This is a genomic window from Actinokineospora sp. PR83, from assembly GCF_021056305.1.
Taxonomy (GTDB): Bacteria; Actinomycetota; Actinomycetes; order Mycobacteriales; family Pseudonocardiaceae; genus Actinokineospora; species Actinokineospora spheciospongiae.
In genome coordinates, this window is the sequence record NZ_JAJCXD010000009.1 from 16,072 (window position 1) to 38,561 (window position 22,490).

Genomic DNA, 22,490 nt, shown 5'->3' on the forward strand with positions numbered 1-22,490 from the left:
CACACCCACACCCTAGCGAGGCACCACCGGTTTCGGGCAACCCACCCGTCCACATGGTGGGCGACCGTCCGCATTGGGCTGATCGGAGCAGTTAGAGACCGGTCAGTTTCGGGAATCTTCCGGACATGGCTACTCGCAGATGGCACGGCACCAGCACCCGTGGGAGCGCCGCCCGCATCGTGTCCGGGATCGGCGCACTGTTCGCGATCATCGAGGTCGTCTACATCCTCCTGATCGTCCTCGGGGCGAACACGGCGAACGCGTTCGTCCGCTTCATGAGCTCCATCGCCGAACCCCTGGCCCTGTTCTTCCCCGGGCTGTTCCCCATCGAGAACTACACCGCCAACGTGATCGTGAACTACGGCTTGGCCGCGGTCTTCTGGCTCGTCGTGGCCGGTCTGCTCGCCCGCGTGCTCCGCTGACCGGTCCGCGCGCCGCGTCGACCGGGTCGCGGCGGGTCGCGGGTCCACGTGCCAGACTGCGCTCATGGCTGAGCGCGCCGAGAAGACCGGTGAGGAGACCCGCCGTCGGGGGCCCGCTGTGGTGCGGGCCAAGGCGGTAGGTCTCCTCGCCGCGATCGCCGGGTGGGTCGGCAGGCTGATCGCGCTCGTGCTCGTGCTGCACGTGGTGCTGGTGATGGGCAACGCCAACCCGGACAACCCCATCGCGAGCTTCGTGCGCGGCCTGGCCGAACCGCTGTCGCTGGCTTTCAAGACGCTGTTCACCCCGGAGGACGCCAAGCTGGGGCTGCTGGTCAACTACGGCCTGGCGGCGGTGTTCTGGCTCGTGGTGACCTCGGTGGTCGTCCGGCTCATCCGCCGCCTCGGCTAGATCGCGTACCCCCACAGCGTGAGCGCGTAGGCGCCGAACCACGAGCCCACGAGGGCGAAGCCGGTCAGCGTCAGCAGGACGGTGGACGTGCGCCGCTTGGCCAACCCGATCGCCACCGGGATCAGCAGGGTGAAGGCGGGCACCATCAGCCGGATCTTCGACGCCATGGTCCCGTTCGAGCCGAACGTCATGATCAGCACCAGCACCCCGTAGACCACCAGCGGCAGCTCCAGCCGCCGCCGGAACGCCACCGCGGCCAGCACCAGCGAGGCCGCCAGCACCAGCAGTTCGACGAAGTCGAGGATCGACCGGCCGTCGGACAACCGGTCCACCACCCAGTTCGCGGTGGCCACGCCCCAGTCGAAGCCCGAGTCCCAGCCGCGCTCCTGCAGGGCGAACCAGCCGTTGAGCTCGCCGGTCCGCACGGCGACGTACCCGAGGTAGCCGAAGAGCCCGAGCGGGGCGATCAACCCGCCCAGCCACGGCCGCCAGCTGTCCTTGCGCGCCACGACGGCCACCAGCACGGCGAGCCCGATCCCGGCCACCAGCGCCGCGCCGGTCGTGCGCACCAGGCCCGCGCAGGCGCAGAGCACCCCGGCGTGGATCCACTGCCGCTGCAGGGTGAACACCAGCGCCCACGCCGCGAACGCGCAGAACAGGGCCTCGGAGTAGACCATCGACAGCGAGATCGCCATCGGTGAGCCCGCGAACAGCGCGACCAGGACCAGCCCGACCCGGCGGGAGCCGCCGCGCACCAGTTCGCCCATCCTGGCCAGCGCGTACGCGCAGGCCACCCCGGACGCGGCGCTGACCACCAGGCCCGCGGTCAGGGTGTCGACGCCGATCGAGGACACCAGGCCCACCAGCTTGGGGTAGCCGGGGAAGAAGGCCAGCGGGGTGGTCTCGTCGCGGTGGCCGAACGAGTCGACCATCATCGTCGGCACCCCGCCGTAGCCGCCGTCGGCGATCGCCAGGAACCACCAGCCGTCCCAGGACTTCAGCGCGTCGCGCAGCTCGACGCCCTTGTTGCCCGCCAGCCAGGACAGCACCAGCACGGCGAACTGCTGGATGCCCAGGTAGATGACGGCGGGCAGGAGCAGGTGGACGGCGCGGTGGAGCTTCCCGACCCGGTCCGCGTCCTCCGGTCCCGATAATCGCGGCGGGGTCCCGACCGCCTCGTCGCGCACGGACTCGCTCAACTCGGTGGCGGACAAGACCGGCCCCTCCCCGGTGGTGGTCGACCCCGACGGCTCGACAATCGAGATAACGACGATACCGGGGTTGGGTGTCGCCCGACCAGATGGTGGATCCACGAAAGATCACCGGGAAATCATCACGCGGCAACAACTCACGCCGTGTCGTACGGCGTTCCCCAGCTCCCGGTGAAGGCCGTTTCTGTCAGCGGGAGCCGAACGCGCGGTGCGGTTTCCCGAGCCCGCCGGTCCTCCGGCAGCAGCTCCGGCGGGCCGAGCACCCCGACCGCGACGACGACCAGCGGGCGCACCGAGTCCGGCAGGCCGAACCCGGCGGCCACCGCAGCCCGGTCGAACCCGGCCACCTGGTGCGCCACCAGCCCCTCGGCCACGGCCTGCAACACCAGGTTCTCCGTCGCCAGCCCGAGCCCGTACTCGGCGTAGGGGACCTCGCCCTTGGCGTTGGCGGTCTCCGCGCAGCCGACCAGCAGCGCGCCCGCGTTGCCCGCCCACGCCCGGTTCCCCCGGTCGAGCAGCGCCAGGACCCGGTCGAAGGTGTCCGTCCCGCGTGGACCGACGAGGTAGCGGGCGGGCTGGGTGTTGCCGTAGGAGGGCGCCCAGCGCGCGGCGGTGAGCATCCTGGTCAGCGCCGCCGCCGGGACCACGCCCGCCGGGTCGAGGGCGCGCGGGCTCCAGCGGTCGCGGATCAGCGGGTGCGGGTCGCAGGGGTGCGGGTCGGACGGCCGCGGGTCAGATGGCATAGCCCCAGGCTGTCAGGGCGTAGGCGCCGAACCAGGAACCGACCAGGGCGAACCCGGCGAGCACCAGCAGCACGGTGGACGTCCGGCGCTTGGCCAGGGCCACCGCCACCGGGATGAGCAGGGTGAACGCCGGGATCATCAGCCGCGCCTTGGAGCCCATCATCCCGTTCGCGCCCAGGTCCATCACCAGCACGCCCACGCCGTAGGCGAACAGCGGCCACTCCAACCGGTGCCGGACCGCCACCCCGACCAGCACCAGCGACAGCGCGATCAGCGCCACCGTGCCGACCTCCAGGATGGAGCGCCCGTCGGCGAGCCGGTTCACGGCGAACCGCCAGGTGGCCGCACCCCAGTCGAAGTGCGAGTCCCAGCCGCGCTCCTGCAGGGCGAACCAGCCGTTCCACTCCCCGGTCCGCACCGCCACCCAGCCGAGGTACCCGAGCAACCCGATCGGGGCGAGCAACCCGCCCACCCACGGCCGCCACCCCTGCTTGCGGCCGACCACCGCGATCAGCGCGGCGAGCCCCACGGCCAGCACCAGCGCCGCCCCGGTCGTGCGGACCAGCCCGGCCAGCGCGCACCACAGGCCCGCGTACACCCAGCGCCGCTGCACCAGGAACACCAGCGACCAGGCGGCGAAGGCGCAGAACAGCGCCTCCGAGTAGGCCATCGACAGCGAGATCGCCATCGGCGACCCGGCGAACAGCGCCACCAGCACCAGCCCGACCCGCCGCGACCCACCGCGCACGAGTTCGCCCAGTCGGGTGAGGGCGTAGGCGCAGGCGATGCCCGCGACCACGCTCACCGCCAGCGCGGAGGCCACCGGCTGGAAGCCCAGCCAGGTCAGCAGCCCGACCACCTTGGGGTAGCCGGGGAAGAACGCCAGCGGCGTCTCCATCGAGTGCCTGCCGTAGGCGTCGACCAGCTTGGTCGGCACCCCGGAGTAGCCGCCCTCGGCGATCGCCAGGAACCAGTCGCCGTCCCAGGAGCGCAGCACGTCGGAGGCGCGGACGCCCTTGTGGTCGGCCAGCCAGGTCAGCATCAGCAGGCTGACCTGCCGGATGCCGAGGTACACCACGGCCGGGAGGACCAGGTGGACGAGCCTGCCCCAGTCCACGCGGCGCGACCCCGGCGCCTCCGGGACCTCGACCGGCTGCTCCGGTGCGCGGTCGGGCGCTGACCTGGTCACGTCGGTCGCGGACACCCCGACCCTCCCCATTCGGTCGCCGTACTCCTCCTGCGCTGCCGCGCCGTAGTGGGCGACGATACCGGGCCGGTCGGGCGGCGCCGCGCCGTTCAGCCCACCCGGTGACGGACCGTGTCGACGGGCAGTGGTGACGGCCACTGGAACACCGGTCTGGGCCGTCCGCGCAGGTACGCTCAGCCGAGACATGCGGCGCGGGCTGTCGGCCGCGTCCGCTCGCGGCTTGAGGAGGTTGCACGCAGTGGCGCTCGTCGTCCAGAAGTACGGCGGATCCTCGCTGGAGAACGCCGACCGGATCAAACGGGTCGCCGAGCGGATCGTCGCCACGCGCAAAGCGGGGAACGACGTCGTGGTGGTCTGCTCCGCGATGGGGGACACGACCGACGAGTTGCTCGACCTCGCCAAACAGGTCAACCCGGTCCCGCCGCAGCGGGAGATGGACATGCTGCTGACCGCGGGGGAGCGCATCTCCAACTCGCTGGTGGCCATGGCCATCGCCGCGCTCGGCGCCGAGGCGCGCTCGTTCTCCGGCTCGCAGGCCGGGGTGATCACCACCTCGGCGCACGGCAAGGCGCGCATCATCGACGTGACGCCCGGCCGGGTCCGAGCCGCGCTCGACGAGGGCTACATCGTGCTGGTGGCCGGGTTCCAGGGCGTCAGCCAGGACACCAAGGACATCACCACCCTGGGCCGCGGCGGGTCGGACACCACCGCGGTCGCGCTCGCCGCCGCGCTCAACGCCGACGTGTGCGAGATCTACACCGACGTGGACGGGGTCTACACCGCCGACCCGCGGATCGTGCCGGACGCCAAGCGCCTCGACCAGGTCACCTACGAGGAGATGCTGGAGATGGCGGCGAGCGGTGCCAAGGTGCTCATGCTGCGCTGCGTCGAGTACGCGCGCCGCTACGGGGTGCCGATCCATGTCCGATCGTCTTACAGCGACAGGCCCGGCACCACGGTGTCCGGGGCAATGGAGGACTTGACCGTGGAACAGGCGATGATCACCGGCGTCGCGCACGACCGGTCCGAGGCGAAGGTGACCGTGGTCGGCGTGCCCGACACCGCGGGCGTGGCCGCGCGGATCTTCCGCACGGTGGCCGACTCCGAGATCGACATCGACATGGTGCTGCAGAACGTGTCCAGCACCGTGTCCGGCAAGACCGACATCACCTTCACCCTCTCCAAGAGCAACGGCCCGACCGCGGTCGAGGCGCTGGAGAAGGTGCGCGAGGAGCTGGGCTTCGCGCAGGTCCTCTACGACGACCACGTGGGCAAGGTGTCGCTGGTCGGCGCCGGGATGCGCTCGCACCCCGGCGTCACCGCCCAGTTCTGCGAGGCGCTGGCCGAGGTCGGGGTGAACATCGAGATCATCAACACCTCGGAGATCCGGATCTCGGTGCTCATCCGCGACACCCAGCTCGACGAGGCGGTCCGCGCCATCCACGAGGCGTTCGACCTCGCGGGCGACGAGGCCGCGATCGTCTACGGCGGGAGTGGTCGCTGATGGCACCGGTCCTGGCCCTCGTGGGCGCCACCGGCGCCGTGGGCACCGTGATGGTCGACATCATGAACAGCAGGCAGAACTGGCCGTGGGGCGAGGTGCGGCTGATCGCCTCACCCCGGTCGGCGGGCAAGAAGATCGTGGTGCGCGGCGAGGAGCTGACCGTGCAGGCGCTGGCGCCGGAGGTCTTCGACGGCGTCGACGTGGCCATGTTCGACGTGCCGGACGAGGTGTCGGCGCGGTGGGCGCCGATCGCCGCCGAGCGCGGCGCGATCGCGGTGGACAACTCCGGGGCGTTCCGGATGGACGACGACGTGCCGCTGGTCGTGCCCGAGGTCAACGCGGACAAGGTGGCCGACCGCCCGCGCGGGATCATCTCGAACCCGAACTGCACCACGCTGTCGATGATGGCGGCGCTGGGCGCGCTGCACCGCGCGTTCGGGCTGCGCCAGTTGGTCGTCGCGTCCTACCAGGCGGCCTCGGGCGCCGGGCAGGAGGGCATCGACCGGCTGCACGCCGAGGTCGCCGCGGTCGCGGGCAAGGGCGTGGGGGAGCGGGCCGGTGACGTGCGCGAGGCGCTGGCCGCCGCCGGTCTGTCCCCTTCGGACTCGCCGTTCCCGGCCCCGCTGGCCTTCAACGTCGTGCCGTGGGCGGGTTCGCTCAAGGAGGACGGCTGGTCCAGCGAGGAGCTCAAGGTCCGCAACGAGGCCCGCAAGATCCTGGGCATCCCCGACCTGGCCGTCTCGGCGACCTGCGTGCGCGTGCCGGTGGTGACGACGCACTCGCTGGCCGTCCACGCCACCTTCGCCGCCCCGGTCACCGTCGCCGAGGCCCACCGCATCCTCGGCGAGCAGCCGACGCTGGTGCTGCAGGACGACCCGGCGGGCGGCGTCTTCCCGACCCCGGCGGACGTGGTCGGCGGCGACCCGACCTACGTCGGCCGGGTGCGCCAGGCGCTGGACTTCCCGAACACGCTGGACTTCTTCGTGTGCGGGGACAACCTGCGCAAGGGCGCGGCGCTGAACACCTACGAGATCGCCGAGGTGCTCGCCGCCCGGGCCTGACCCGCTCTCCCCACGCGCGAGCGGCCTCCCCTCGGGGGCCGCTCGCGCGTGCTTTCCCGGCGACCTCTCGCCCCCCTGGTTACCAATGAGTAACGTGGTGGGTGGGGGCTGAACCAGGAGGTTGGATGTCAACGCTGATGAACCGGGTCCCGCTGCGGGCACAGGCACTCTGCGCCAGGCTGGTGTACGCGCTGCCCAGGCCGCTGCGCCGGGCCATCGCGGGGAAGCCCATCCGGATCGACGGGCAGGAACTGGCCCTCGACGCCCAACTGCTGATCACCCTGCAGCGGCTGGCAGGCGCCGGGATGGTGCACGACACCCCGAAGACGTCGCGCCGGAAGCTGGATGCGTCGCAGGCCCTCGTGGGTGGCCCGCCGATCGAGCCGGTGACCGTGCGCGGCCTGGTGCTCGGCGACGTCCCGGCACGGCTCTACGAACCCGCCGGGGTGGGCGACGACGCACCCCTGCTGGTCTTCTACCACGGCGGCGGCTGGGTCATCGGCTCGCTGGACAGCCACGACAACCCCTGCCGGTTCATCGCGGTCAACGCGCACGTCAAGGTGCTCTCCGTCGACTACCGGCTGGCCCCGGAACACCCCTTCCCGGCCGCGGTCGATGACGCCGTGAGCGCCTTCCGCCACGCGGTGGCCAACGCCGCCGACCTGGGCGTGAACCCGGACCTGATCGCCGTCGGCGGGGACAGCGCGGGCGGCAACCTCGCCGCGGTCGTCTCCCACCAGCAGGTGCTCGCGGGCGGACCGGTCCCGGCGTTCCAACTGCTGTTCTACCCGGGAGCCGACGGCACCACCCGACGCCGCTCGCGCGACCTGTTCGCCGACGGGTTCCTCCTGACCAGCGACGACATGGACTGGTTCATGGACCACTACATGCCGGGCCGCGAGCACCGCGGCGACCCGAGGTTCTCGGTGCTGCTCGCCGAGGACCTCAGCGGGATGCCGCCCGCCTACGTCGCCACCGCCGGGTTCGACCCGCTGCGCGACGAGGGCGAGGCCTTCGCCGACCGGCTCGCCGCCTCGGGCGTGCCGGTGGTCAAGAGCAGGCAGGCCGACCTCATCCACGGCTACATCAACATCCTCGGCGTCGGCACCCGGTTCCGCGAGGCGCTGTCGGAGGCGACCGGCGCGCTGCGCACCGGCCTCGCGCTCAGCGGCCGCAAGGGCGCCGACCTGGACACCTGATCTCCCGCCATGCCCAGTCGGTGCCCCGCTCGACGAGCGGAGCACCGGCCGGGGCGGCGCCGATATCCGGTTGACCCGCCCCGGCGGGCCCGGCGACATTCGACCCATGCAGCAGTACCGCCGGTTGCTCGGCCTCCCCGGCATGCCCGCCCTGATGCTCCTGCTCTTCTTCGCCAGGGTGCCCGGCGCCGCCACCACGATGGTGCTCACGCTGCACGTCGCGGTGGGCCTGGACCGGGGCTACGGGCAGGCGGGGCTGGTCGGCGCCGCGGTCACCGTCGGCATGGCGGTCGGCTCGCCCTACGTCGGCCGGGTCGTCGACCGCTACGGCCTGCGCCCGATGCTCGTCGTGGTGACGCTGGGCGAGACCGCGTTCTGGCTGACCATGCGGTTCCTGCCCTACGAGGCGCTGCTGCCGGTGGCGTTCGTCGGCGGGGTCGTGGCGCTGCCCGCCATGGCCATCGGGCGCCAAGCCATCGCCGCGGTCGCCCCACCGGAACTGCGCCGCACCGGGTACTCGCTGGACTCGGTGTCGACCGAGCTGTCGTTCATGGTGAGCCCCGCGGTCGCCGTCCTGCTCGCCACCCGCTTCTCCACGGCCACCGCCACGACGCTGCTCGGCGTCGCGGTGTTCCTGGCGGGCGGGGCGCTCGCGGTGATGGACCCGAAGGTCAAGGCGGAGACCGGGCCGGGCGCGCCGACCAGGGTGCCGCGCCGGGAGTGGCTGACCCCGCGACTGGTCGGCGTGCTCGCCGTCGCGGGCGGCGCCACGTTCGTGCTGTCCGGCATCGACGTCGCCCTGGTCGCCGCGCTGCGCGACACCGGTCAGCTCGACTGGACCGGGGTGGTGGTCGCCGGGTGCTCGCTGGCCTCGGCCATCGGCGGGCTGGTGCACGGCCTCGTCCGGCGCTCGCTGCCGCAACTGGCCCTGATGGCGCTGCTGAGCGCGTTCACCCTGCCGGTCGGGTTCGTCGCGGGTGGACCGTGGTGGCTGCTGTCGCTGGTGCTGCTGCCCGCCTGCGCCGTGTGCGCCCCGACCGTCGCCGCCACCGGGGAGGGCGTCGCCCGGCTGGCGCCACCCGCCGCCGCGGGCGAGGCCGCCGGGTTGCAGAGTTCGGCGTTCACCCTCGGCGTCGCCCTGGGCGCACCCGCGGTCGGTTTTGTGCTCGACCACGGGAACGCGGTGCTGGGCTTCGCCGCGGCGGGGTTCGGCGGGCTGCTGGTCGCCCTGGCCGCGTGGCTGCTGGCGCGGGTCGGCCACCCCGCGCCGGAGGAGGTCCCGGCGGCCCCCTGAGCGGGAGCCGCCGGGGGGCCGCTACGCCGTGCGGCACCAGTGGGTGAGGTAGGCCGACGCCTCGGCGGCGAGCCAGGCGTCCAGCTTGGGCACGTTCACGCTGCGCGAGAGGCGCAGCTCGCGGCCGCGGCGGGTGTCGAGCACCAGCGGCCGGGCCCCGGGCCGCAGCTCGGGCATGCAGCGGTCGAGCACCCGCAGCGCGGCGTTGGCGGCGTCGCGGGGCAGCGGCGCCTCCTTCAGGTACAGCAGCACCACGTGCTCGTCGCCGTGGCGGTCCTCGAACGCCAGGTGCGGGCTCACCGACAGGTCCAGGCTGCCGAAGCCCAGCAGCGCCGACCCCACCGCAACCGGGGTCGCCCCCCGGCCGCGCCACCAGCGCAGGAAACCGTCGGCGACCTCGGTGAACGCCCGGGCCTGTCCGTTCAGCTCGGCCTTTTCCACGGCCGCGGCGAGCGTGGCCGCCGGGTCGGGGTCGGTGACACAGGCCTGGACGGCCTCGATGACCGGCCGGTAGAAGACGTGCGCGTAGTGCTCCTCGTCGACGGCCCTGGCGTGCTGGTCGGCGACGATCTCGGTGCGGCCCCGCCGCCCGGCGGCGGCGTACTCGACGAACGACGACGTGGCGACAACAACGTTCCCCATGCGGTCCTCCCTGGCGGGTCGTGCTCCCGGGAGAATTCTATCGCGGGGGTATGACACATCTGTTCGACTGAACGGGTACCCCTGGGGGCCTGATCGATTTCCCACCCGGCCGACTCACCTGCGGAGCAGTATTACCACCCATTCGCCCACGGCGTTCCACAATCGATTCCCGGCCCCGACCGACAACGGGGTGTGGCGGGCCGCTGACGGGGGACGACCAACGCCGGGGACACCACCGCACCTCCTCCGACCAGGGCTTTCCGTCTCCCGGTGATGGTGATGGCCTGCGCAGGGCGGGCCTCCGCTGCATCCGGCGTCCTGGTCCGGTTCGATTCGCGCGGTGGCGGCCAAGCCGTCCAGCTCGAAATGGTCCGGGAGCGGCCGCCGCACGAACACCCGCGGCCACACACCGGCCCGCACTCACATTCCGATCATCCCGAGAAAGTGGATCAGGGGCCGATTTCCTCGAATGTGGCGACGACCCCGTCGAGCGCGGGTCCCGCCGCGTCCCGGCGGTCCTCCAGCGTCCAGGCGATGATCTGGTAGTACGCCCCGTCCCCCTCGACGAGGGTCTGCCAGAACAGCGCGTCCACGCCGTCGATCGAGCCGCTCATCTCGTAGCGCACCGCCGCGCGCCCGCCCAACCGCATCGGTGTGCCCTGGTCGACCTTCAGCACGCCCCCGCTCGCCAGCTCGCTCACCGTGGCCTCCTCGAAGTCGGGGAAGTCGGCGTAGTCGGCCTTGTCGAACGGCACGACCATGACGTAGCGCTCCTGGAAAAGCTGCCCCTGGGCCAGTACCGCGCGCTCGTCGCGGTACTCCGCGGCCAGCTCGCGCCACCCCTCCGGCACGGTCATCCGGCTGCGGCCGTCGGAGGCGGTGACCACCTTGGTCAGCGAGTCGTCGGGCGCCCCCCGCCGCTGCGGCGTGCCGCCGGTGGCCACCACCAGCCAGGCGACCGCCCCGAGCAGCACGACGAGCAGCAGCGACAGCCCCACCCACAACCCGGTCGGGCGCTTCGGCGGCGGGCTCACCATGCCCCCGGGGAAGTACTGGCCACCGGCGCCGACCTGCCCGGACCACTGCTCAGCCATGCCCGCCCCCGCCCCCGTACCCCGCGACCCGCCCCTGGCGGCGGGCGACGGCGAGCCTACCGGCCTGGCAGGATCGGGCAGGTGACGAATCATCCAGGCGCCGAGGTCCCGGACCACCTGTTCACCGACGCCGCGGCGGAGGCGCGCTGGCGGGCCCGCTTCCACGCCGCCAGGGTCTCGCTGCCCGACTGGGCCTGGCAGGCGCCCGACCGCACCGTCTACGCCTCCAACGCCAGCGGCGTGTGGGAGATCTACGCCTGGGACCGGGCCACCGACACCCACCGCCAGGTCACCGACCGCCCCAACGGCACCCTGCACGCCACGGTCAGCCCGGACGGCGAGCACATCTGGTGGTTCGACGACACCGACGGCGACGAGTTCGGCTCCTGGGTGCGCGAGCCCTACGGCGGCCGCCCGGCGGGCGCGGCGGCCGAACCGGCCGTCGCGGGCGCCAAGCCCGGCTACCCGGCGGGCCTGGAGCTCGGCGACGAGGTCGTCGCGGTCGGCGTCGCCGACGACGACGGCACCACCGTCTACCTCGCCCGCGGCGGCGCGGAAGCCGAGGTCGTCTACCGCAACGAGAACGACGGCGGCGTCGCAGCCCTGTCCTTCGACGAGACCCTGCTGGCCATCGCCCACTCCGAGCACGGCGACAACCGCCACCCCGCCCTGCGCGTCCTGTCGGTCGCCGACGGCACCGCGGTCGCGGAGAAGTGGGACGGCCCCGGCAAGGGCCTCGACGGCATCGCCTTCAGCCCCGTCGAGGGCGACCAGCGGCTCCTCGTCCTGCACGAGCGCCACGGCCGCGAGGAACTCCTCATCTGGGACGTCGCCACCGACACCGAGACCGAGATCGCCCTCGACCTCCCCGGCGAGGTCACCGCGGGCTGGTACACCGACGGCGCGGCACTGCTCATCGTGCACACCCACGAGGCCCGCAACACGCTGCACCGCTACGAGATCACCACCGGCACCCTGTCCACGTTGGATACCCCGCCCGGTGTCGTCGGCGCCGCCCACACCCGCAAGGACGGCACGGTCGAGTACTCCACGTCGAACGCGGCCCACCCCACCGCCGTCCGGGCCCTCTTCACCGACGGCACCGACCGGGTCCTGCTCACCCCACCCGGCGACCCGGCCCCACCTTCGGCCCCGCTGGTGGACGCGTTCGTCGAGTACGCCAACGGCCGCGTCCACGCCCTCGTCGCCCGCCCCACCGACGCCCCGGACGGCCCCCTCCCCACCGTCTTCAGCCTCCACGGCGGCCCCCACGCCGCCGACGAGGACCGCTTCTCGGCCTACCGGGCCCTGTGGCTCGACGCGGGCTTCGCGGTCGTCCACGTCAACTACCGGGGCTCCACCGGCTACGGCTCAGCCTGGCGCGACGCCATCGAGGGCCGCCCCGGCCTCACGGAACTGGAGGACGTCGCCGCCGTCCACACCTGGGCAGTCGAATCCGGCCTGGCCGACCCGGCCAAGTGCGTGGTCAACGGCGCGTCCTGGGGCGGCTACCTGACCCTCCTGGCCCTGGGCACCCAACCCAAGCTGTGGGCAGCAGGCGTGGCGGGCGTCCCGGTCGCCGACTACCTCGCCGCCTACGAAGACGAGATGGAACCCCTCCGAGCCTTCGACCGAGCCCTCTTCGGCGGCTCCCCCACCGAGGTCCACGACCGCTACGTCGAGTGCTCCCCCCTGACCTACGTCGACCAGGTCCAGGCCCCGGTCCTCGTCCTGGCAGGCGAGAACGACCCCCGCTGCCCCATCCGCCAAATCGACAACTACCTCGACCGCCTCGCCACCCGAGACATCCCCTACGAGATGTACCGCTACGACGCGGGCCACGGCTCCCTGGTGGTAGCCGAAACCATCAAGCAGTCCCTCATCGAAGTCCACTTCGCCCTGAAGTCCCTCAACCTCAGGTAGCACCACACAAGATTGACAGGCCCAAGCGTGCACTGCTTGGGCCTGTCAACTTGCATTGCGAAGTCGTTCCGGTGCTGGTTTCCCGATTCATGCCCAGCGCCCGCCCGGGTGAGGAGCCCGCACCGTGGGGGTCTGGGGGGTCGCCCCCCAGGACGAGGAAAGGGCGATCCCGGTCTGCGCTCTCCGCAGACAGGAACCGCCCAATCGCCCGTCGGGGTGACAGGATTTGAACCTGCGACCTCTTCGTCCCGAACGAAGCGCGCTACCAAGCTGCGCCACACCCCGGTGGAACGAGATAAGCTTACCTGACGCCCGCACCGGGGTTGAAGCGGGCTCCCCTAGTGGCGTCGAGGGCGGGGTTTGCGCTGGTGGTGCGGGGTACGAGGGTCAGCAGGCTGGCCTCGGGCGGGCAGGCGAAGCGGACCGGCGCGTAGGGCGAGGTGCCCAGCCCGGCGGAGACGTGCAGCCAGGTGTGGGCGCCCCAGCGGGAGCTGCCCCGGGCCCGGGAGCGGTCGAGCAGGCAGTTGGTGACGATGGCGCCGTACCCGGGGATGCGCAGCTGCCCGCCGTGGGTGTGGCCCGCCAGGACCAGGTCGTAGCCGTCTTCGGCGAAGCGGTCGAGGACGCGGGGCTCCGGGGAGTGGGTGACGCCGAGGCGGAGGGTGGCCTGGCGGTCGGGCTTGCCCGCGATCTCGTCGTAGCGGTCGCGCTTGAGGTGCGGGTCGTCGACGCCTGCGGCGGCGATGGTGCGGCCGTCGACGGTGAACATGGTGCGGGTGTGGGTGAGGTCGTACCAGCCGTGTTCGAGCATGGCGGCGCGGAGGTCCCGCCAGGGCAGCGGGATGCCGTGGAAGCGCTTGTCGGAGGGGAACAGGTAGCGCGCGGGGTTCTTCGGCTTGGGCGCGTAGTAGTCGTTGCTGCCGAAGACGAACACCCCGGGCCGGTTGAGCAGCGGGCCGAGCGCGCGCACCACGGCCGGGACGGCCTGCTTGTGCGCGAGGTTGTCCCCGGTGTTGACCACCAGGTCCGGGTTGAGCTCGTCCAGTGCGGCGACCCAGCGCTGCTTCGACTTCTGCCCGGGCATCATGTGCAGGTCGGAGATGTGCAGCACGCGCAGCGGCCGCGCGCCCTCGGCGAGGACGGGCAGCGTGGCCTGGCGCAGCGTCCAGTGCGTGCGCTCGAAGCCCGCGGCGTAGGCGAGGGTGGCGGCACCGACCGCGGTGGTGCCGAGTGCGATCCGGCTGAGGTTCCTGACGACGTCACTCACACCCCAAAGGGTACGGTGCGCCGCCGTCGGCGCCGACAACTCGTTTGGCCTGGCCCGTTACGCTCGTCGCATGGCTGAGCTGAAGAACCGGTTGCAGGCGGACCTGACCGCCGCGATGAAGGGCCGGGAGAAGACCAGGGTCGCGACCCTGCGCATGGCACTTGCCGCGATCACCACCGCCGAGGTCGCGGGCGACGAGGCCGTGCAGCTCACCGACGACGAGGTGCTCAAGGTCCTGGCCCGCGAGGTCAAGAAGCGCAAGGAGGCCTCCACGGCCTTCGCGGGCGCGGGCCGCGCCGAGCAGGCCCAACAGGAACTCGACGAGGCCGCCGTCCTCGACGAGTACCTCCCCAAGCAACTCGACGACGCGGAGCTGACCGCCCTGGTCGCCACCGCGGTCGAGGAGGTCACCGCCCAACTCGGCGAGACCCCCGGCCCCCGCCAGATGGGCCAGGTCATGAAGGCCGCGAACGCCAAGGTCGCGGGCCGCGCCGAGGGCGGCCGCGTCGCCGCCGCCGTGAAGGCCCGCCTGACGGGCTGACCACGCACCCACTCGAGGGCGCCCGGGGAAACTTCCCGGGCGCCCTCGCGCTTTCCGGAGAGCCACCCCACCCGCCCCACCGCAACGCCCAATCGCACCACCACATCCCCCGACCGCATCCGCCCCCGGCGAACCGCATCTCGGTGCTCCCCGCCCCATCGCGCCCCCACCAACCTGGCTCATCCCCCACAACGACCTGACTCCGCCCGGCCAGCCGCACCAGCCCACCCGCTCAACGCCACCCGCCCGGGCTCGACCCCGCTCGGCCCGGTTCAGCCTTGCCCGGCTGCCCGCCCGACCCGGCTGCCCGCCCGACCCGGCTGCCCGCCTGACCCAGCCCGCTCAGTGCAGCTCACACGGCTCAGCCCGGTTCGAACGGTCGGCCCGCTCACTCCAGCCTGACCCGGCCTGGCTGGCCAACGCAGCTCGGGTCTGACCCGGCTCGGCTAGCTCAACTCGGCCCGCCTGCCTGCCGAACCCGACCAGCTCAGCTTGGTGTGCCTGGCTTGCCTCGGTCAGTCCGGTTCGGCCTAGCCTCCCGACCCGGCGGCTCGGCTTGGCCCGCCTGACCCGACCCGCTCAGCCCAGCGCGCCCGGCCCCGACTCGGCCAGTCCGACCCTGCCCTGCCCGGCCCGCCTGGCCTGGCCGCCGTGCCTGGCCTGGCCTGGCCCGGGTGCGCCCAGCGCGGCCTCGGCCCACCCAGTCCCAGCCTGGTTCGGCCCAGTCCGGCTCGGTCAGCACGGCCCAGCCTGGGCTGCTCAGCCCGATCAGCTCGGCCCGGTCCAGCCGGCACGACGTGCCCGGCTTGCCTCGATCAGCCCGGGCCCGGCCTGCCTGACCGGCTTGGCTCGGCCGCCTTGGTCCAGCCAAGTCCGCCCGGCTGCTCGGCTGGCCCGGCTCAGCCTGGTCCGGTTCGGGTTATCCGCTTGGCTCGGCCAGCTCGGGCCGGTTTTGGTTTTTTCGGGCTGGTTTGTCTGGCTCGGCTCGGCGTGGCTCTGCCTGCCTTGTGGGGCTCGGTTCGGCCTGGCCTCATTCGGTCAGCGCGCTTGGCGCAGTCCGGCTCGGCCTGCCTGGTGCGGCTTCGGCCGGTGTGTCCTTGCTTGGTGCGTGCGGCTTGGCTTGAGGCGGTTTGCCTGGGAATGGCCGTGGGCCCCGCACCCACCGGGGTGCGGGGCCCACGTACTGCTCGGACCTAGGGAGCGGGTGCCCCGTTGCCGGGGTTGCCCGTGTTGCCGGGGTCGCCGCCGCCTTGGCCCGGGTCGCCGTTGGCGGGTGGGGGAGTGCCTGCTCCGCCGCCGGGGTCGGTGCCGGGGGGTGGGGCGGTGGGGTTCGATGGGGCTTCGGAGGTCTGCGGTGGGGGGACGTAGCCGGTGCTGACCTGGATGGTGATGGTTTCCCCGGTCAGCGCGGCGCCGCGGGGGGACTGGCTGACGACGGTGCCCTTGGCGGCGGCGTCGGGGCGTTCCTTGGCGACGACCTGGTAGCCGGCCTGCTGCAGGATCTGGGTGGCCTCGTCCTTGCTCTTGCCGATGACGTCCGGCACCCGGATCTCCGGGCCGCCGTCGAGGTAGCGCGGGTCGGTCGGGGGCAGTGGGAGGGCGGGCTGGCCCTCCAGGAGCGGGGTCATCGTCTGGAACCAGGTGCGGGCGGGCACCTTGCCGCCGTAGATGTTGCCGCCGGTGCCGCAGAGGCGGGGCGGGTCGGTGTCGCAGATGCCCTGGGGTTTGGGGCTGTCGTTGAAGGTCAGGACCGCCGCGGCGTACTGCGGGGTGGCGCCGAGGAAGCCCGCCGACTTGTACTCCTGGGTGGTGCCGGTCTTGCCCATCATCGGGCGCGCCCACTTCGACGCCTGGGCCGCAGCGCGGGAGGTGCCTTCGATGTCGTCCTTGCTCAAGCCGGTGACCAGGGTGTTCGCCAGCGGTTCGGCGACCGCCTGCTCGCACGGCGCCTCGTTGACCTCGATCTTCTTCCCGTTGCGGTCGCGCACCTCCAGCAGCGGGGTCGGCGGGCACCACACGCCGCCGCTCATCAGGGTCGCGCCGACGTTGGCCAGTTCCAGGGTGCTCACCGGGCCGGGGCCGAGGGTGAACGACGCCTTGCCCGCGTTGTTGCCCATCGGCTTGAAGAAGTCGGACTGGCTGAACCGGTACTCGGGGGCGGAGGCCGCCGGGTCCGGGTCCACGCCGCCCATGCTGGAAGCCATCGTGGTGCGCAGGCCGAGCCTGCTGGCCATGTCCACGATGGGGGCCATGCCGACCCGCTCCTCGAGGATGACGAACCCGGTGTTCGGGGAGGTCGCCAGGGCGGTCTGCAACGTCATCTTGGACGGCGGGTTGCCCGTGTTGGAGACGCAGTACTTCTTCGTGCCGTCCACGCCGCCCGGCGGGCACTTCGAGCCGCCACCGCTGAACACGTTGGAGGTGTAGGAGGCGGGCACGTCGATGATGTTGTTGATGCCGCCCCCCTTCTCCAGGTAGGCGGCGGAGGTGAAGATCTTGTAGATCGAGCCCGCGCCGAACTTGTTCGCCACCCGGCTGGGCAGGCCGTAGGTCGTCTGCCCGTTGTTGGCGTCGAGGCCGTAGTCGCGGTTGGCCACCAGCGCGACGACCTGGTGGCGCTCCTTGCCCGGCTGGATGATCGCCATGGTGTTGGCGATGCCCGGCTGGGTCTTGGGCACCTCGTTCATCGCCGCCTGCTTGGCCAACTGGGTGGCGCGGGCGTCGAAGCTGGTCTTGATGGTGTAGCCGCCGGTCTTGATCTGGTCCTCGGAGAAGCCGAGGCGCTCGAGGTACTCGAAGACGTACTGGCAGAAGAAGCCGTACTCCGGGCCCGCGCCGACGCAGTTCGCGGCGGGCTTGCGGGGGGTGGGCAGGGTGCCGAGCGGCTCCTTCTTCGCCGCCTCGGCCACCTCCGGGGTGACCTTCTGGTTCTCCAGCATCTTGTCGATCACGACGTTGCGCCGCTGCAGCGTCTCCGCGGGCTTGCGCCACGGGTTGTAGAGCACGGGGTTGTTCACCGCGCCCGCGAGCAGCGCCGCCTGGGCGACGGTCAGCTTGTCCGCGGTGGTGCCGAAGTAGGCGCTGGCCGCCGCCCCGACGCCGTAGACCTCGTAGGCGAACTCCACGACGTTGAGGTAGCCGGCGAGGATGTCCTCCTTGCTCATCTTCTGCTCGAGCTGGATGGCGATCCGCGCCTCGCGCAGCTTGCGCGCGATGGTCTGCTCCTGGGCCTTGGACTGCTCGGTCTTGTTGTCCCGGTTGACCACGTTGATCAGGTAGTTCTTGACGTACTGCTGGGTCAGCGTGGACGCGCCCTGGGTGTCGCCGCCGCTCTGGTTGGAGATGGCGGCGCGGATGGTGCCCTTCCAGTCCACCCCGTGGTGCTCGTAGAACCGGCGGTCCTCCACCGAGACCAGCGCGGCCTTCATGGTGGGGGAGATCTGCTCGGACGAGACCGGGATGCGGTACTGGTCGTAGAGCGAGGCGATCGGGTTGCCCGCGCTGTCGGTGATCGTGGTGATCAGCGGCGGCGGGGTCGCGACCAGGTCGGCCGAGACGCTGTCGATGGTGTCGCTGGCCCGGTTCGACGCCACCCCCACGGCCCCGACCAGCGGAAACAGCATGCCCGCGACGAGCACCCCCGCCAGCAGGCACAGTCCGAGCATCTTCAGCAGGCTGTCTCCCACACGCACGCGATCCAGGGTACGCGTCACCCGGTCGGTCCACCCGGAGCCGCCCGCTAAAGCATTGACATTCTGTAACGGCTGGGTCTCTGGAGGTTCTCGATGGAACCGTCACGCACTAGAGTCCGTCAACGTCTCACGACAGCGCTGATCAGCCTCGCCGCTCCCGCGGCAGGCAGATCGGCACCCGATACCGGGGGGTATCGGTCCAGGGTCGCTGACGACGACAGGGGTGGGGGACACATGTATCTCGAGAACCAGCAGCAGGCGGACTGGCGGGTGCGCGCGACGTGCCGCGACGAGGACCCGGACGGGCTGTTCGTCCGCGGCGCCGAGCAGCGCAAGGCGAAGCTCGTCTGCATCGCGTGCCCGGTGCGCACCGAGTGCCTGGCCGAAGCACTGGACAACCGGATCGAGTTCGGTGTCTGGGGCGGGATGACCGAGCGCGAGCGACGCGCCCTGCTGCGCAGGCGCCCCGACGTCGACAACTGGCGCGAACTGCTCGACGACGCCCGCCGCAGGCACAGCTTCGACGACGAGGAAGTCCGCGTCGGCTGAGGTCGGTCACCCGGCCTCGACCCGCCCGCACCGGGCGGGTCAGGCCCCGGTCAGCCGCTCACCGATGCGGCGCAGCCCGTTGATGTCGTGCACGTCCGCGGCCATCGCGGGCACGTGCACCAGCGGCACCCCGGGGTGCGCCTTGGTGAACCGGTTGACCAGCCTGCGCTCCCGCTGCGCCTGCGCGACCCGGTCGGCGTGCAGCCGCAGGACCGCCGCGGCCAGCGGGGCCTCCTCGGCCGCGTCCAGGTTGTCCGCCGCGGTGAGCGCCTTGGCCGCGGGCAGCTTGGCCAGCACCGGGTGGGTCCGGTTGACGACCAGCCCGGACAGCGGCATGGACTCCGCCTCCAGCCGCTCGACGAAGTAGCTGGCCTCGCGCAGCGCGTCCGGTTCCGGCGCGGCCACCACCACGAACGCGGTGCCGGTGGAGCGCAGCAACTCGTAGGTCTTGCGCGCCCGCTCGCGGAACCCGCCGAACATGCCGTCGAAGGCCTGCACGAACGCCGACGCGTCGGCGAGCAGCTGCCCGCCGACGATGGTCGACACGGCCTTGGCGAACAGCCCGAACCCGGCGCTGACCACCTTGCGGATGCCCCACCCACCGGCCTTCACCGGCCCGGTGAGCAGCTTGATCATCCGCCCGTCGAGGGCGGTGGAGAGCCGCTGCGGAGCGTCCAGGAAGTCCAGTGCCGACCGCGACGGCGGGGTGTCGACGATGATCAGGTCCCAGGTGCCCTCGGCGGCGAGCTGGCCGAGCTTCTCCATCGCCATGTACTCCTGGGTGCCGGAGAACGACGAGGAGATGGTCTTGTAGAACGGGTTCGACAGCACCTCCTCGGCGCGCTTCTCACCCGCGTGCGCCAGCACCATGTCGTCGAACGTGCGGCGCATGTCCAGCATCATCGCGCTCAGCTCGCCGGTCGGGGCGAAGCCGTCGACCGACACCTGCTTCGGGGTGTTGCCCAGCTCCTCCAGGCCCAGCGCCTGTGCCAGCCTGCGCGCCGGGTCGATGGTCAGCACCACCGTCTTGCGGCCCCGCTCGGCCGCGCGCACCGCGATCGACGCGGCGGTCGTGGTCTTGCCCACACCGCCGGACCCGCAGCACACGATGACGCGCGTCCCCGGGTCGTCGATCAGCGTGTCGACGTTGAGCCCGCTCATCGCACCCCCTGCTCGACCAGGGCCTCGGCCAGCTCGTAGAGCGCCCCGGTGTCCACCCCGTCGACCAGTTCGGCCAGCTCCACCGCGGGCAGGTCGACCTCCGCGAGCCGTTCCCTGGCCCGCTGCTCGGCCTGCACCCGCACCGCGTGCTCCACCGTCTCCTCGACCAGGCCGTCGAGGTCGTCGGCCGACAGCGCCAACCCGGCCGAGGTCAGCCCCTCGCGCACCCGGCCCGCGTCGACCCGGCCGTCGGCGGCGGCGGTCACCGAGTGCGCGGGCAGCCGCGGCGGGCGCACCCGGTTCAGGATGATCGCGCCGGGCCGCAGGTCCGCCCCGTCGAGCTCGCCGACCGCCTCCATCGTCTCGCGCACCGGCATCTCCTCCAGCAGCGTCACCAGGTGCACCGCGGTGTCGCCGGAGTGCAGCAGCCGGACCACGCCGTCGCTCTGCCCCTTGATCGGCCCGACCTTGGCCAGGTCGGCCATGGCCTTGGTCACGTCGAGGAACTTGACGATCCGGCCGGTCGGCGGGGCGTCGACGACCACCGCGTCGTAGGCGTGCCGACCGGACTCGTCGGTGCGCGTCACGCACTCCTTGATCTTGCCGGTGAGCAGCACGTCGCGCAGGCCCGGCGCCAGCGTGGTGGCGAACTCGATCGCCCCCATCTTGCGCAGCGTGCGACCCGCGAAGCCCAGGTTGTAGAACATCGACAGGTACTCCAGCAGCGCCGCCTCGACGTCGACGTGCAGCGCGCGCACCTCCCCGCCACCGGGGGCCGAGGCCACCTTCTCCTCGGTGTAGGGCAGCGGCTGGGTGTCGAAGAGCTGGGCGATGCCCTGCCTGCCCTCCACCTCGACCAGCAGGACGCGCCTGCCGCCGGTGGCCAGGGCCAGCGCGAGGGCGCCCGCGACGGTGCTCTTGCCGGTGCCGCCCTTGCCGGTCACCACGTGCAGTCGGGCGCGGGCGATCTGCTCGGTCCAGCCGACGACGGGGGTGGTCACCGTTTCAGCCTAAATGCCCGGACGCCCCCACCGCTGTCCGACCGTCCTAACCGACCAGCAACAGCACCGACACCGCGGCGCCGACGACCAGGACCGCGCCCCAGGCCACCGGTTGCGGGAGGACGGTGAGCGCCAGCAGGCACAGCAGCGCCAGCAGGGTCACCGACACCGCCCCGGCCAGCGCCACGCTGCTGCCCCGGCCGGTCCGGTCGCGCACCTTGGCCATCGCCACCAGCACCAACACCAGCCCCGCCGCGACGAGCAGGGCGGTCGCGAACAGTCGCCACGACTCCATGAACGCCACCGTACCGAGACGTGACACCAACGTGATCTAGGCTGCGGGCATGACGAAGTGGGAGTACGCGACCGTGCCACTGCTGATCCACGCGACCAAGCAGATCCTGGACAACTGGGGCCAGGACGGCTGGGAGCTGGTCACGGTCCTGCCCGGCCCCACCGGTGAGCAACTGGTCGCGTACTTCAAGCGGCCCAAGGGGGCGTGATGTCCTGGCGCGCGAAGCTCGCCGAACTGGGCATCGAACTGCCCCCGGTGGCCCCGCCCGCGGGTTCCTACGTCCCGGCGGTGCGCACCGGCTCGCTGGTGTTCACCGCGGGCCAGATCCCCCTGGTCGACGGAGCGGTCGCGGCGACCGGCAAGGTCGGCGGCGAGGTCAGTCCCGAGGAAGCCCAGCGGCTGGCCCGGATCTGCGCACTCAACGCCCTGGCCGCGGTTGACGACCTGGTGGGCATCGACGAGGTGGTCCGGGTGGTCAGGATCGTCGGCTTCGTCGCCTCCGCGGAGGGCTTCACCGGCCAGCCCGCGGTCGTCAACGGTGCCTCCGACCTGTTCACCGAGGTGTTCGGCGAGCAGGGCAGGCACGCCCGGTCGGCGGTCGGCGTGGCCGAGCTGCCGCTCGGTGTCCCGGTCGAGGTCGAACTGGTGGTGGAGGTCCGATGAGCACGGCAACCCAGACCGCCGAGTGCCACGAGCTGCTGCTGCGGCTCGCGGGCAGGCTCGGCGACCGGCAGCTCTGGCGCTGCCGCGACTGGCTCGCCTCGGGCGCGGTCGACGCGGTGGCCAGGGTGCTGCCGCTGACCCTGCTGCGCGAGCGGGTGGCGATCACACCGGAGGAATCGCGCCTGGTCGGAGCGGTGCTGCTGCCCGCAGGGGCCGACGCGGAGCGGCTCAACGCCATCCCGTGGGTGGACGAAATCTCCGAAACCGACTACACCTTTTCCGCGGAGTCCCCTGATCGGGTGAGCGCGGGTGACTCCGACGCGGTTGTGCTCGGAGCGATCCTCCGCGGCAGGCCCGAGGTCGTGGAGGCGCGCTCGACCTGGCGCCGCGACCGGACCTCCGGTTCCACCGCCCGGGTGGTCCTGGTCACCACGACCGGTGACGCCGCCCACCTGACCGGGGAGCTGCAGCGGGTGCTGCGGGCCCTGGGTACCGCGGAACCGGTGGTGGAGGTGCTGCCGAGGGCCTTCGAGCCCACGGGGTACCACCGGGCGGCGTTGGCGGCCTCCGAGCCGCTGGTCGCCGAAGGACACCTGGTTCCGAGCTAGTCGC

22 protein-coding genes and 1 tRNA gene are annotated in these 22,490 nt (G+C 72.2%); 12 read left to right on the forward strand and 11 right to left on the reverse strand.

The features are described from left to right. Window positions 1–125: 125 nt before the first annotated feature. Window positions 126–422 carry a hypothetical protein gene (locus tag L6E12_RS02640; RefSeq protein WP_236226256.1) on the forward strand — a complete coding sequence of 99 codons (297 nt, stop codon included), beginning with the start codon at window positions 126–128 and terminating at the stop codon, window positions 420–422. 64 nt (window positions 423–486) lie between these two features. Further along, the gene (locus L6E12_RS02645) at window positions 487–831 is read left to right on the forward strand and encodes a YggT family protein (RefSeq protein WP_236226257.1); all 345 of its coding nucleotides are present in this window, start codon (window positions 487–489) and stop codon (window positions 829–831) included. On the opposite strand, the gene L6E12_RS02650 is transcribed toward L6E12_RS02645, so the two are convergent. The 3 genes from L6E12_RS02650 to L6E12_RS02660 form a co-directional block, all read right to left on the reverse strand. Then, window positions 828–2,045 carry a glycosyltransferase family 39 protein gene (locus L6E12_RS02650; RefSeq protein ID WP_236226258.1) on the reverse strand — a complete coding sequence of 406 codons (1,218 nt, stop codon included), beginning with the start codon at window positions 2,043–2,045 and terminating at the stop codon, window positions 828–830. The two genes, L6E12_RS02645 and L6E12_RS02650, sit on opposite strands and share 4 nt — an antisense overlap. A gap of 134 nt (window positions 2,046–2,179) precedes the next feature. Then, window positions 2,180–2,785 carry a nitroreductase family protein gene (locus tag L6E12_RS02655; protein ID WP_236226259.1) on the reverse strand — a complete coding sequence of 202 codons (606 nt, stop codon included), beginning with the start codon at window positions 2,783–2,785 and terminating at the stop codon, window positions 2,180–2,182. Beyond that, window positions 2,775–3,989 carry a hypothetical protein gene (locus L6E12_RS02660; protein WP_236226260.1) on the reverse strand — a complete coding sequence of 405 codons (1,215 nt, stop codon included), beginning with the start codon at window positions 3,987–3,989 and terminating at the stop codon, window positions 2,775–2,777. The genes L6E12_RS02655 and L6E12_RS02660 overlap by 11 nt, the downstream gene beginning before the upstream one ends. A gap of 241 nt (window positions 3,990–4,230) precedes the next feature. Here L6E12_RS02660 and L6E12_RS02665 point away from each other — a divergent pair, with 241 nt between their 5' ends. From L6E12_RS02665 to L6E12_RS02680, 4 genes are all read left to right on the forward strand, one after another. After that, entirely contained in the window at window positions 4,231–5,496 is a 1,266-nt protein-coding gene (locus tag L6E12_RS02665) for an aspartate kinase (protein WP_236226261.1), read from the forward strand. After that, a complete protein-coding gene (locus tag L6E12_RS02670; RefSeq protein ID WP_236226262.1) occupies window positions 5,496–6,557 on the forward strand; it encodes an aspartate-semialdehyde dehydrogenase in 1,062 nt (353 codons plus the stop codon). The genes L6E12_RS02665 and L6E12_RS02670 overlap by 1 nt, the downstream gene beginning before the upstream one ends. 125 nt (window positions 6,558–6,682) lie before the next feature. After that, complete coding sequence (locus L6E12_RS02675; RefSeq protein ID WP_236226263.1) at window positions 6,683–7,756, forward strand: alpha/beta hydrolase; 1,074 nt, start codon at window positions 6,683–6,685, stop codon at window positions 7,754–7,756. Between the two features lie 106 nt (window positions 7,757–7,862). Further along, window positions 7,863–9,050, forward strand: a complete 1,188-nt coding sequence (locus L6E12_RS02680) for an MFS transporter (protein ID WP_236226264.1) — start codon at window positions 7,863–7,865, stop codon at window positions 9,048–9,050. Window positions 9,051–9,071: 21 nt separating this feature from the next. Here L6E12_RS02680 and L6E12_RS02685 read toward each other — a convergent pair whose 3' ends face one another. Both L6E12_RS02685 and L6E12_RS02690 read right to left on the reverse strand, forming a co-directional pair. Further along, window positions 9,072–9,692, reverse strand: a complete 621-nt coding sequence (locus tag L6E12_RS02685; protein WP_236226265.1) for a hypothetical protein — start codon at window positions 9,690–9,692, stop codon at window positions 9,072–9,074. Window positions 9,693–10,141: 449 nt separating this feature from the next. Continuing rightward, window positions 10,142–10,786 carry a hypothetical protein gene (locus tag L6E12_RS02690; protein WP_236226266.1) on the reverse strand — a complete coding sequence of 215 codons (645 nt, stop codon included), beginning with the start codon at window positions 10,784–10,786 and terminating at the stop codon, window positions 10,142–10,144. A gap of 81 nt (window positions 10,787–10,867) precedes the next feature. On the opposite strand from L6E12_RS02690, the gene L6E12_RS02695 reads away from it, so the two are divergent. Then, complete coding sequence (locus L6E12_RS02695; protein ID WP_236226267.1) at window positions 10,868–12,709, forward strand: prolyl oligopeptidase family serine peptidase; 1,842 nt, start codon at window positions 10,868–10,870, stop codon at window positions 12,707–12,709. 211 nt (window positions 12,710–12,920) lie between these two features. Here L6E12_RS02695 and L6E12_RS02700 read toward each other — a convergent pair. Together L6E12_RS02700 and L6E12_RS02705 are read right to left on the reverse strand one after the other, a co-directional pair. Next, window positions 12,921–12,994: transfer RNA gene (locus tag L6E12_RS02700), tRNA-Pro, on the reverse strand. Window positions 12,995–13,010: 16 nt separating this feature from the next. Further along, window positions 13,011–13,976, reverse strand: a complete 966-nt coding sequence (locus tag L6E12_RS02705) for a metallophosphoesterase (RefSeq protein WP_236226268.1) — start codon at window positions 13,974–13,976, stop codon at window positions 13,011–13,013. A gap of 70 nt (window positions 13,977–14,046) precedes the next feature. Between L6E12_RS02705 and L6E12_RS02710 the strand changes: the two genes are divergently transcribed. Continuing rightward, the gene (locus tag L6E12_RS02710) at window positions 14,047–14,517 is read left to right on the forward strand and encodes a GatB/YqeY domain-containing protein (protein WP_236226269.1); all 471 of its coding nucleotides are present in this window, start codon (window positions 14,047–14,049) and stop codon (window positions 14,515–14,517) included. A 1,193-nt stretch (window positions 14,518–15,710) separates the two neighbouring features. On the opposite strand, the gene L6E12_RS02715 is transcribed toward L6E12_RS02710, so the two are convergent. Beyond that, window positions 15,711–18,209 carry a transglycosylase domain-containing protein gene (locus tag L6E12_RS02715; RefSeq protein ID WP_236226270.1) on the reverse strand — a complete coding sequence of 833 codons (2,499 nt, stop codon included), beginning with the start codon at window positions 18,207–18,209 and terminating at the stop codon, window positions 15,711–15,713. Window positions 18,210–18,443: 234 nt separating this feature from the next. On the opposite strand from L6E12_RS02715, the gene L6E12_RS02720 reads away from it, so the two are divergent. Further along, the gene (locus L6E12_RS02720; protein WP_035287197.1) at window positions 18,444–18,758 is read left to right on the forward strand and encodes a WhiB family transcriptional regulator; all 315 of its coding nucleotides are present in this window, start codon (window positions 18,444–18,446) and stop codon (window positions 18,756–18,758) included. A 39-nt stretch (window positions 18,759–18,797) separates the two neighbouring features. Here L6E12_RS02720 and L6E12_RS02725 read toward each other — a convergent pair whose 3' ends face one another. Genes L6E12_RS02725 through L6E12_RS02735 form a run of 3 tightly spaced genes read right to left on the reverse strand, consistent with a single transcriptional unit; the run spans window position 18,798 to window position 21,215 of the window. After that, complete coding sequence (locus L6E12_RS02725; protein WP_236226271.1) at window positions 18,798–19,919, reverse strand: ArsA family ATPase; 1,122 nt, start codon at window positions 19,917–19,919, stop codon at window positions 18,798–18,800. After that, complete coding sequence (locus L6E12_RS02730; protein ID WP_236226272.1) at window positions 19,916–20,920, reverse strand: ArsA-related P-loop ATPase; 1,005 nt, start codon at window positions 20,918–20,920, stop codon at window positions 19,916–19,918. The genes L6E12_RS02725 and L6E12_RS02730 overlap by 4 nt, the downstream gene beginning before the upstream one ends. A 46-nt stretch (window positions 20,921–20,966) precedes the next feature. Further along, window positions 20,967–21,215 (reverse strand): hypothetical protein, encoded by a 249-nt coding sequence (locus L6E12_RS02735; RefSeq protein ID WP_236226273.1) that lies wholly within the window; start codon window positions 21,213–21,215, stop codon window positions 20,967–20,969. 49 nt (window positions 21,216–21,264) lie between these two features. Between L6E12_RS02735 and L6E12_RS02740 the strand changes: the two genes are divergently transcribed. The 3 genes from L6E12_RS02740 to L6E12_RS02750 are packed head-to-tail and all read left to right on the forward strand — an operon-like array spanning window position 21,265 to window position 22,486. After that, on the forward strand, window positions 21,265–21,423 hold the full coding sequence (locus L6E12_RS02740; protein ID WP_110079240.1) for a DUF4177 domain-containing protein: 159 nt from the start codon (window positions 21,265–21,267) through the stop codon (window positions 21,421–21,423). Next, window positions 21,423–21,878 carry a RidA family protein gene (locus tag L6E12_RS02745; RefSeq protein WP_236226274.1) on the forward strand — a complete coding sequence of 152 codons (456 nt, stop codon included), beginning with the start codon at window positions 21,423–21,425 and terminating at the stop codon, window positions 21,876–21,878. Before L6E12_RS02740 ends, L6E12_RS02745 begins: the two co-directional genes overlap by 1 nt. Beyond that, complete coding sequence (locus tag L6E12_RS02750; RefSeq protein WP_236226275.1) at window positions 21,875–22,486, forward strand: hypothetical protein; 612 nt, start codon at window positions 21,875–21,877, stop codon at window positions 22,484–22,486. The genes L6E12_RS02745 and L6E12_RS02750 overlap by 4 nt, the downstream gene beginning before the upstream one ends. The last annotated feature ends 4 nt before the right edge of the window (window positions 22,487–22,490 follow it).

Coding starts and splice junctions, on each gene's coding strand:
- L6E12_RS02685 (WP_236226265.1), bottom strand. CDS start 9,692: ATGGGGAACGTTGTTGTCGCCACGTCGTCGTTCGTCGAGTACGCCGCC.
- L6E12_RS02690 (WP_236226266.1), bottom strand. CDS start 10,786: ATGGCTGAGCAGTGGTCCGGGCAGGTCGGCGCCGGTGGCCAGTACTTC.
- L6E12_RS02740 (WP_110079240.1), top strand. CDS start 21,265: ATGACGAAGTGGGAGTACGCGACCGTGCCACTGCTGATCCACGCGACC.
- L6E12_RS02745 (WP_236226274.1), top strand. CDS start 21,423: ATGTCCTGGCGCGCGAAGCTCGCCGAACTGGGCATCGAACTGCCCCCG.
- L6E12_RS02750 (WP_236226275.1), top strand. CDS start 21,875: ATGAGCACGGCAACCCAGACCGCCGAGTGCCACGAGCTGCTGCTGCGG.
- L6E12_RS02655 (WP_236226259.1), bottom strand. CDS start 2,785: ATGCCATCTGACCCGCGGCCGTCCGACCCGCACCCCTGCGACCCGCAC.
- L6E12_RS02720 (WP_035287197.1), top strand. CDS start 18,444: ATGTATCTCGAGAACCAGCAGCAGGCGGACTGGCGGGTGCGCGCGACG.
- L6E12_RS02670 (WP_236226262.1), top strand. CDS start 5,496: ATGGCACCGGTCCTGGCCCTCGTGGGCGCCACCGGCGCCGTGGGCACC.
- L6E12_RS02645 (WP_236226257.1), top strand. CDS start 487: ATGGCTGAGCGCGCCGAGAAGACCGGTGAGGAGACCCGCCGTCGGGGG.
- L6E12_RS02675 (WP_236226263.1), top strand. CDS start 6,683: ATGTCAACGCTGATGAACCGGGTCCCGCTGCGGGCACAGGCACTCTGC.
- L6E12_RS02725 (WP_236226271.1), bottom strand. CDS start 19,919: ATGAGCGGGCTCAACGTCGACACGCTGATCGACGACCCGGGGACGCGC.
- L6E12_RS02680 (WP_236226264.1), top strand. CDS start 7,863: ATGCAGCAGTACCGCCGGTTGCTCGGCCTCCCCGGCATGCCCGCCCTG.
- L6E12_RS02710 (WP_236226269.1), top strand. CDS start 14,047: ATGGCTGAGCTGAAGAACCGGTTGCAGGCGGACCTGACCGCCGCGATG.
- L6E12_RS02735 (WP_236226273.1), bottom strand. CDS start 21,215: ATGGAGTCGTGGCGACTGTTCGCGACCGCCCTGCTCGTCGCGGCGGGG.
- L6E12_RS02640 (WP_236226256.1), top strand. CDS start 126: ATGGCTACTCGCAGATGGCACGGCACCAGCACCCGTGGGAGCGCCGCC.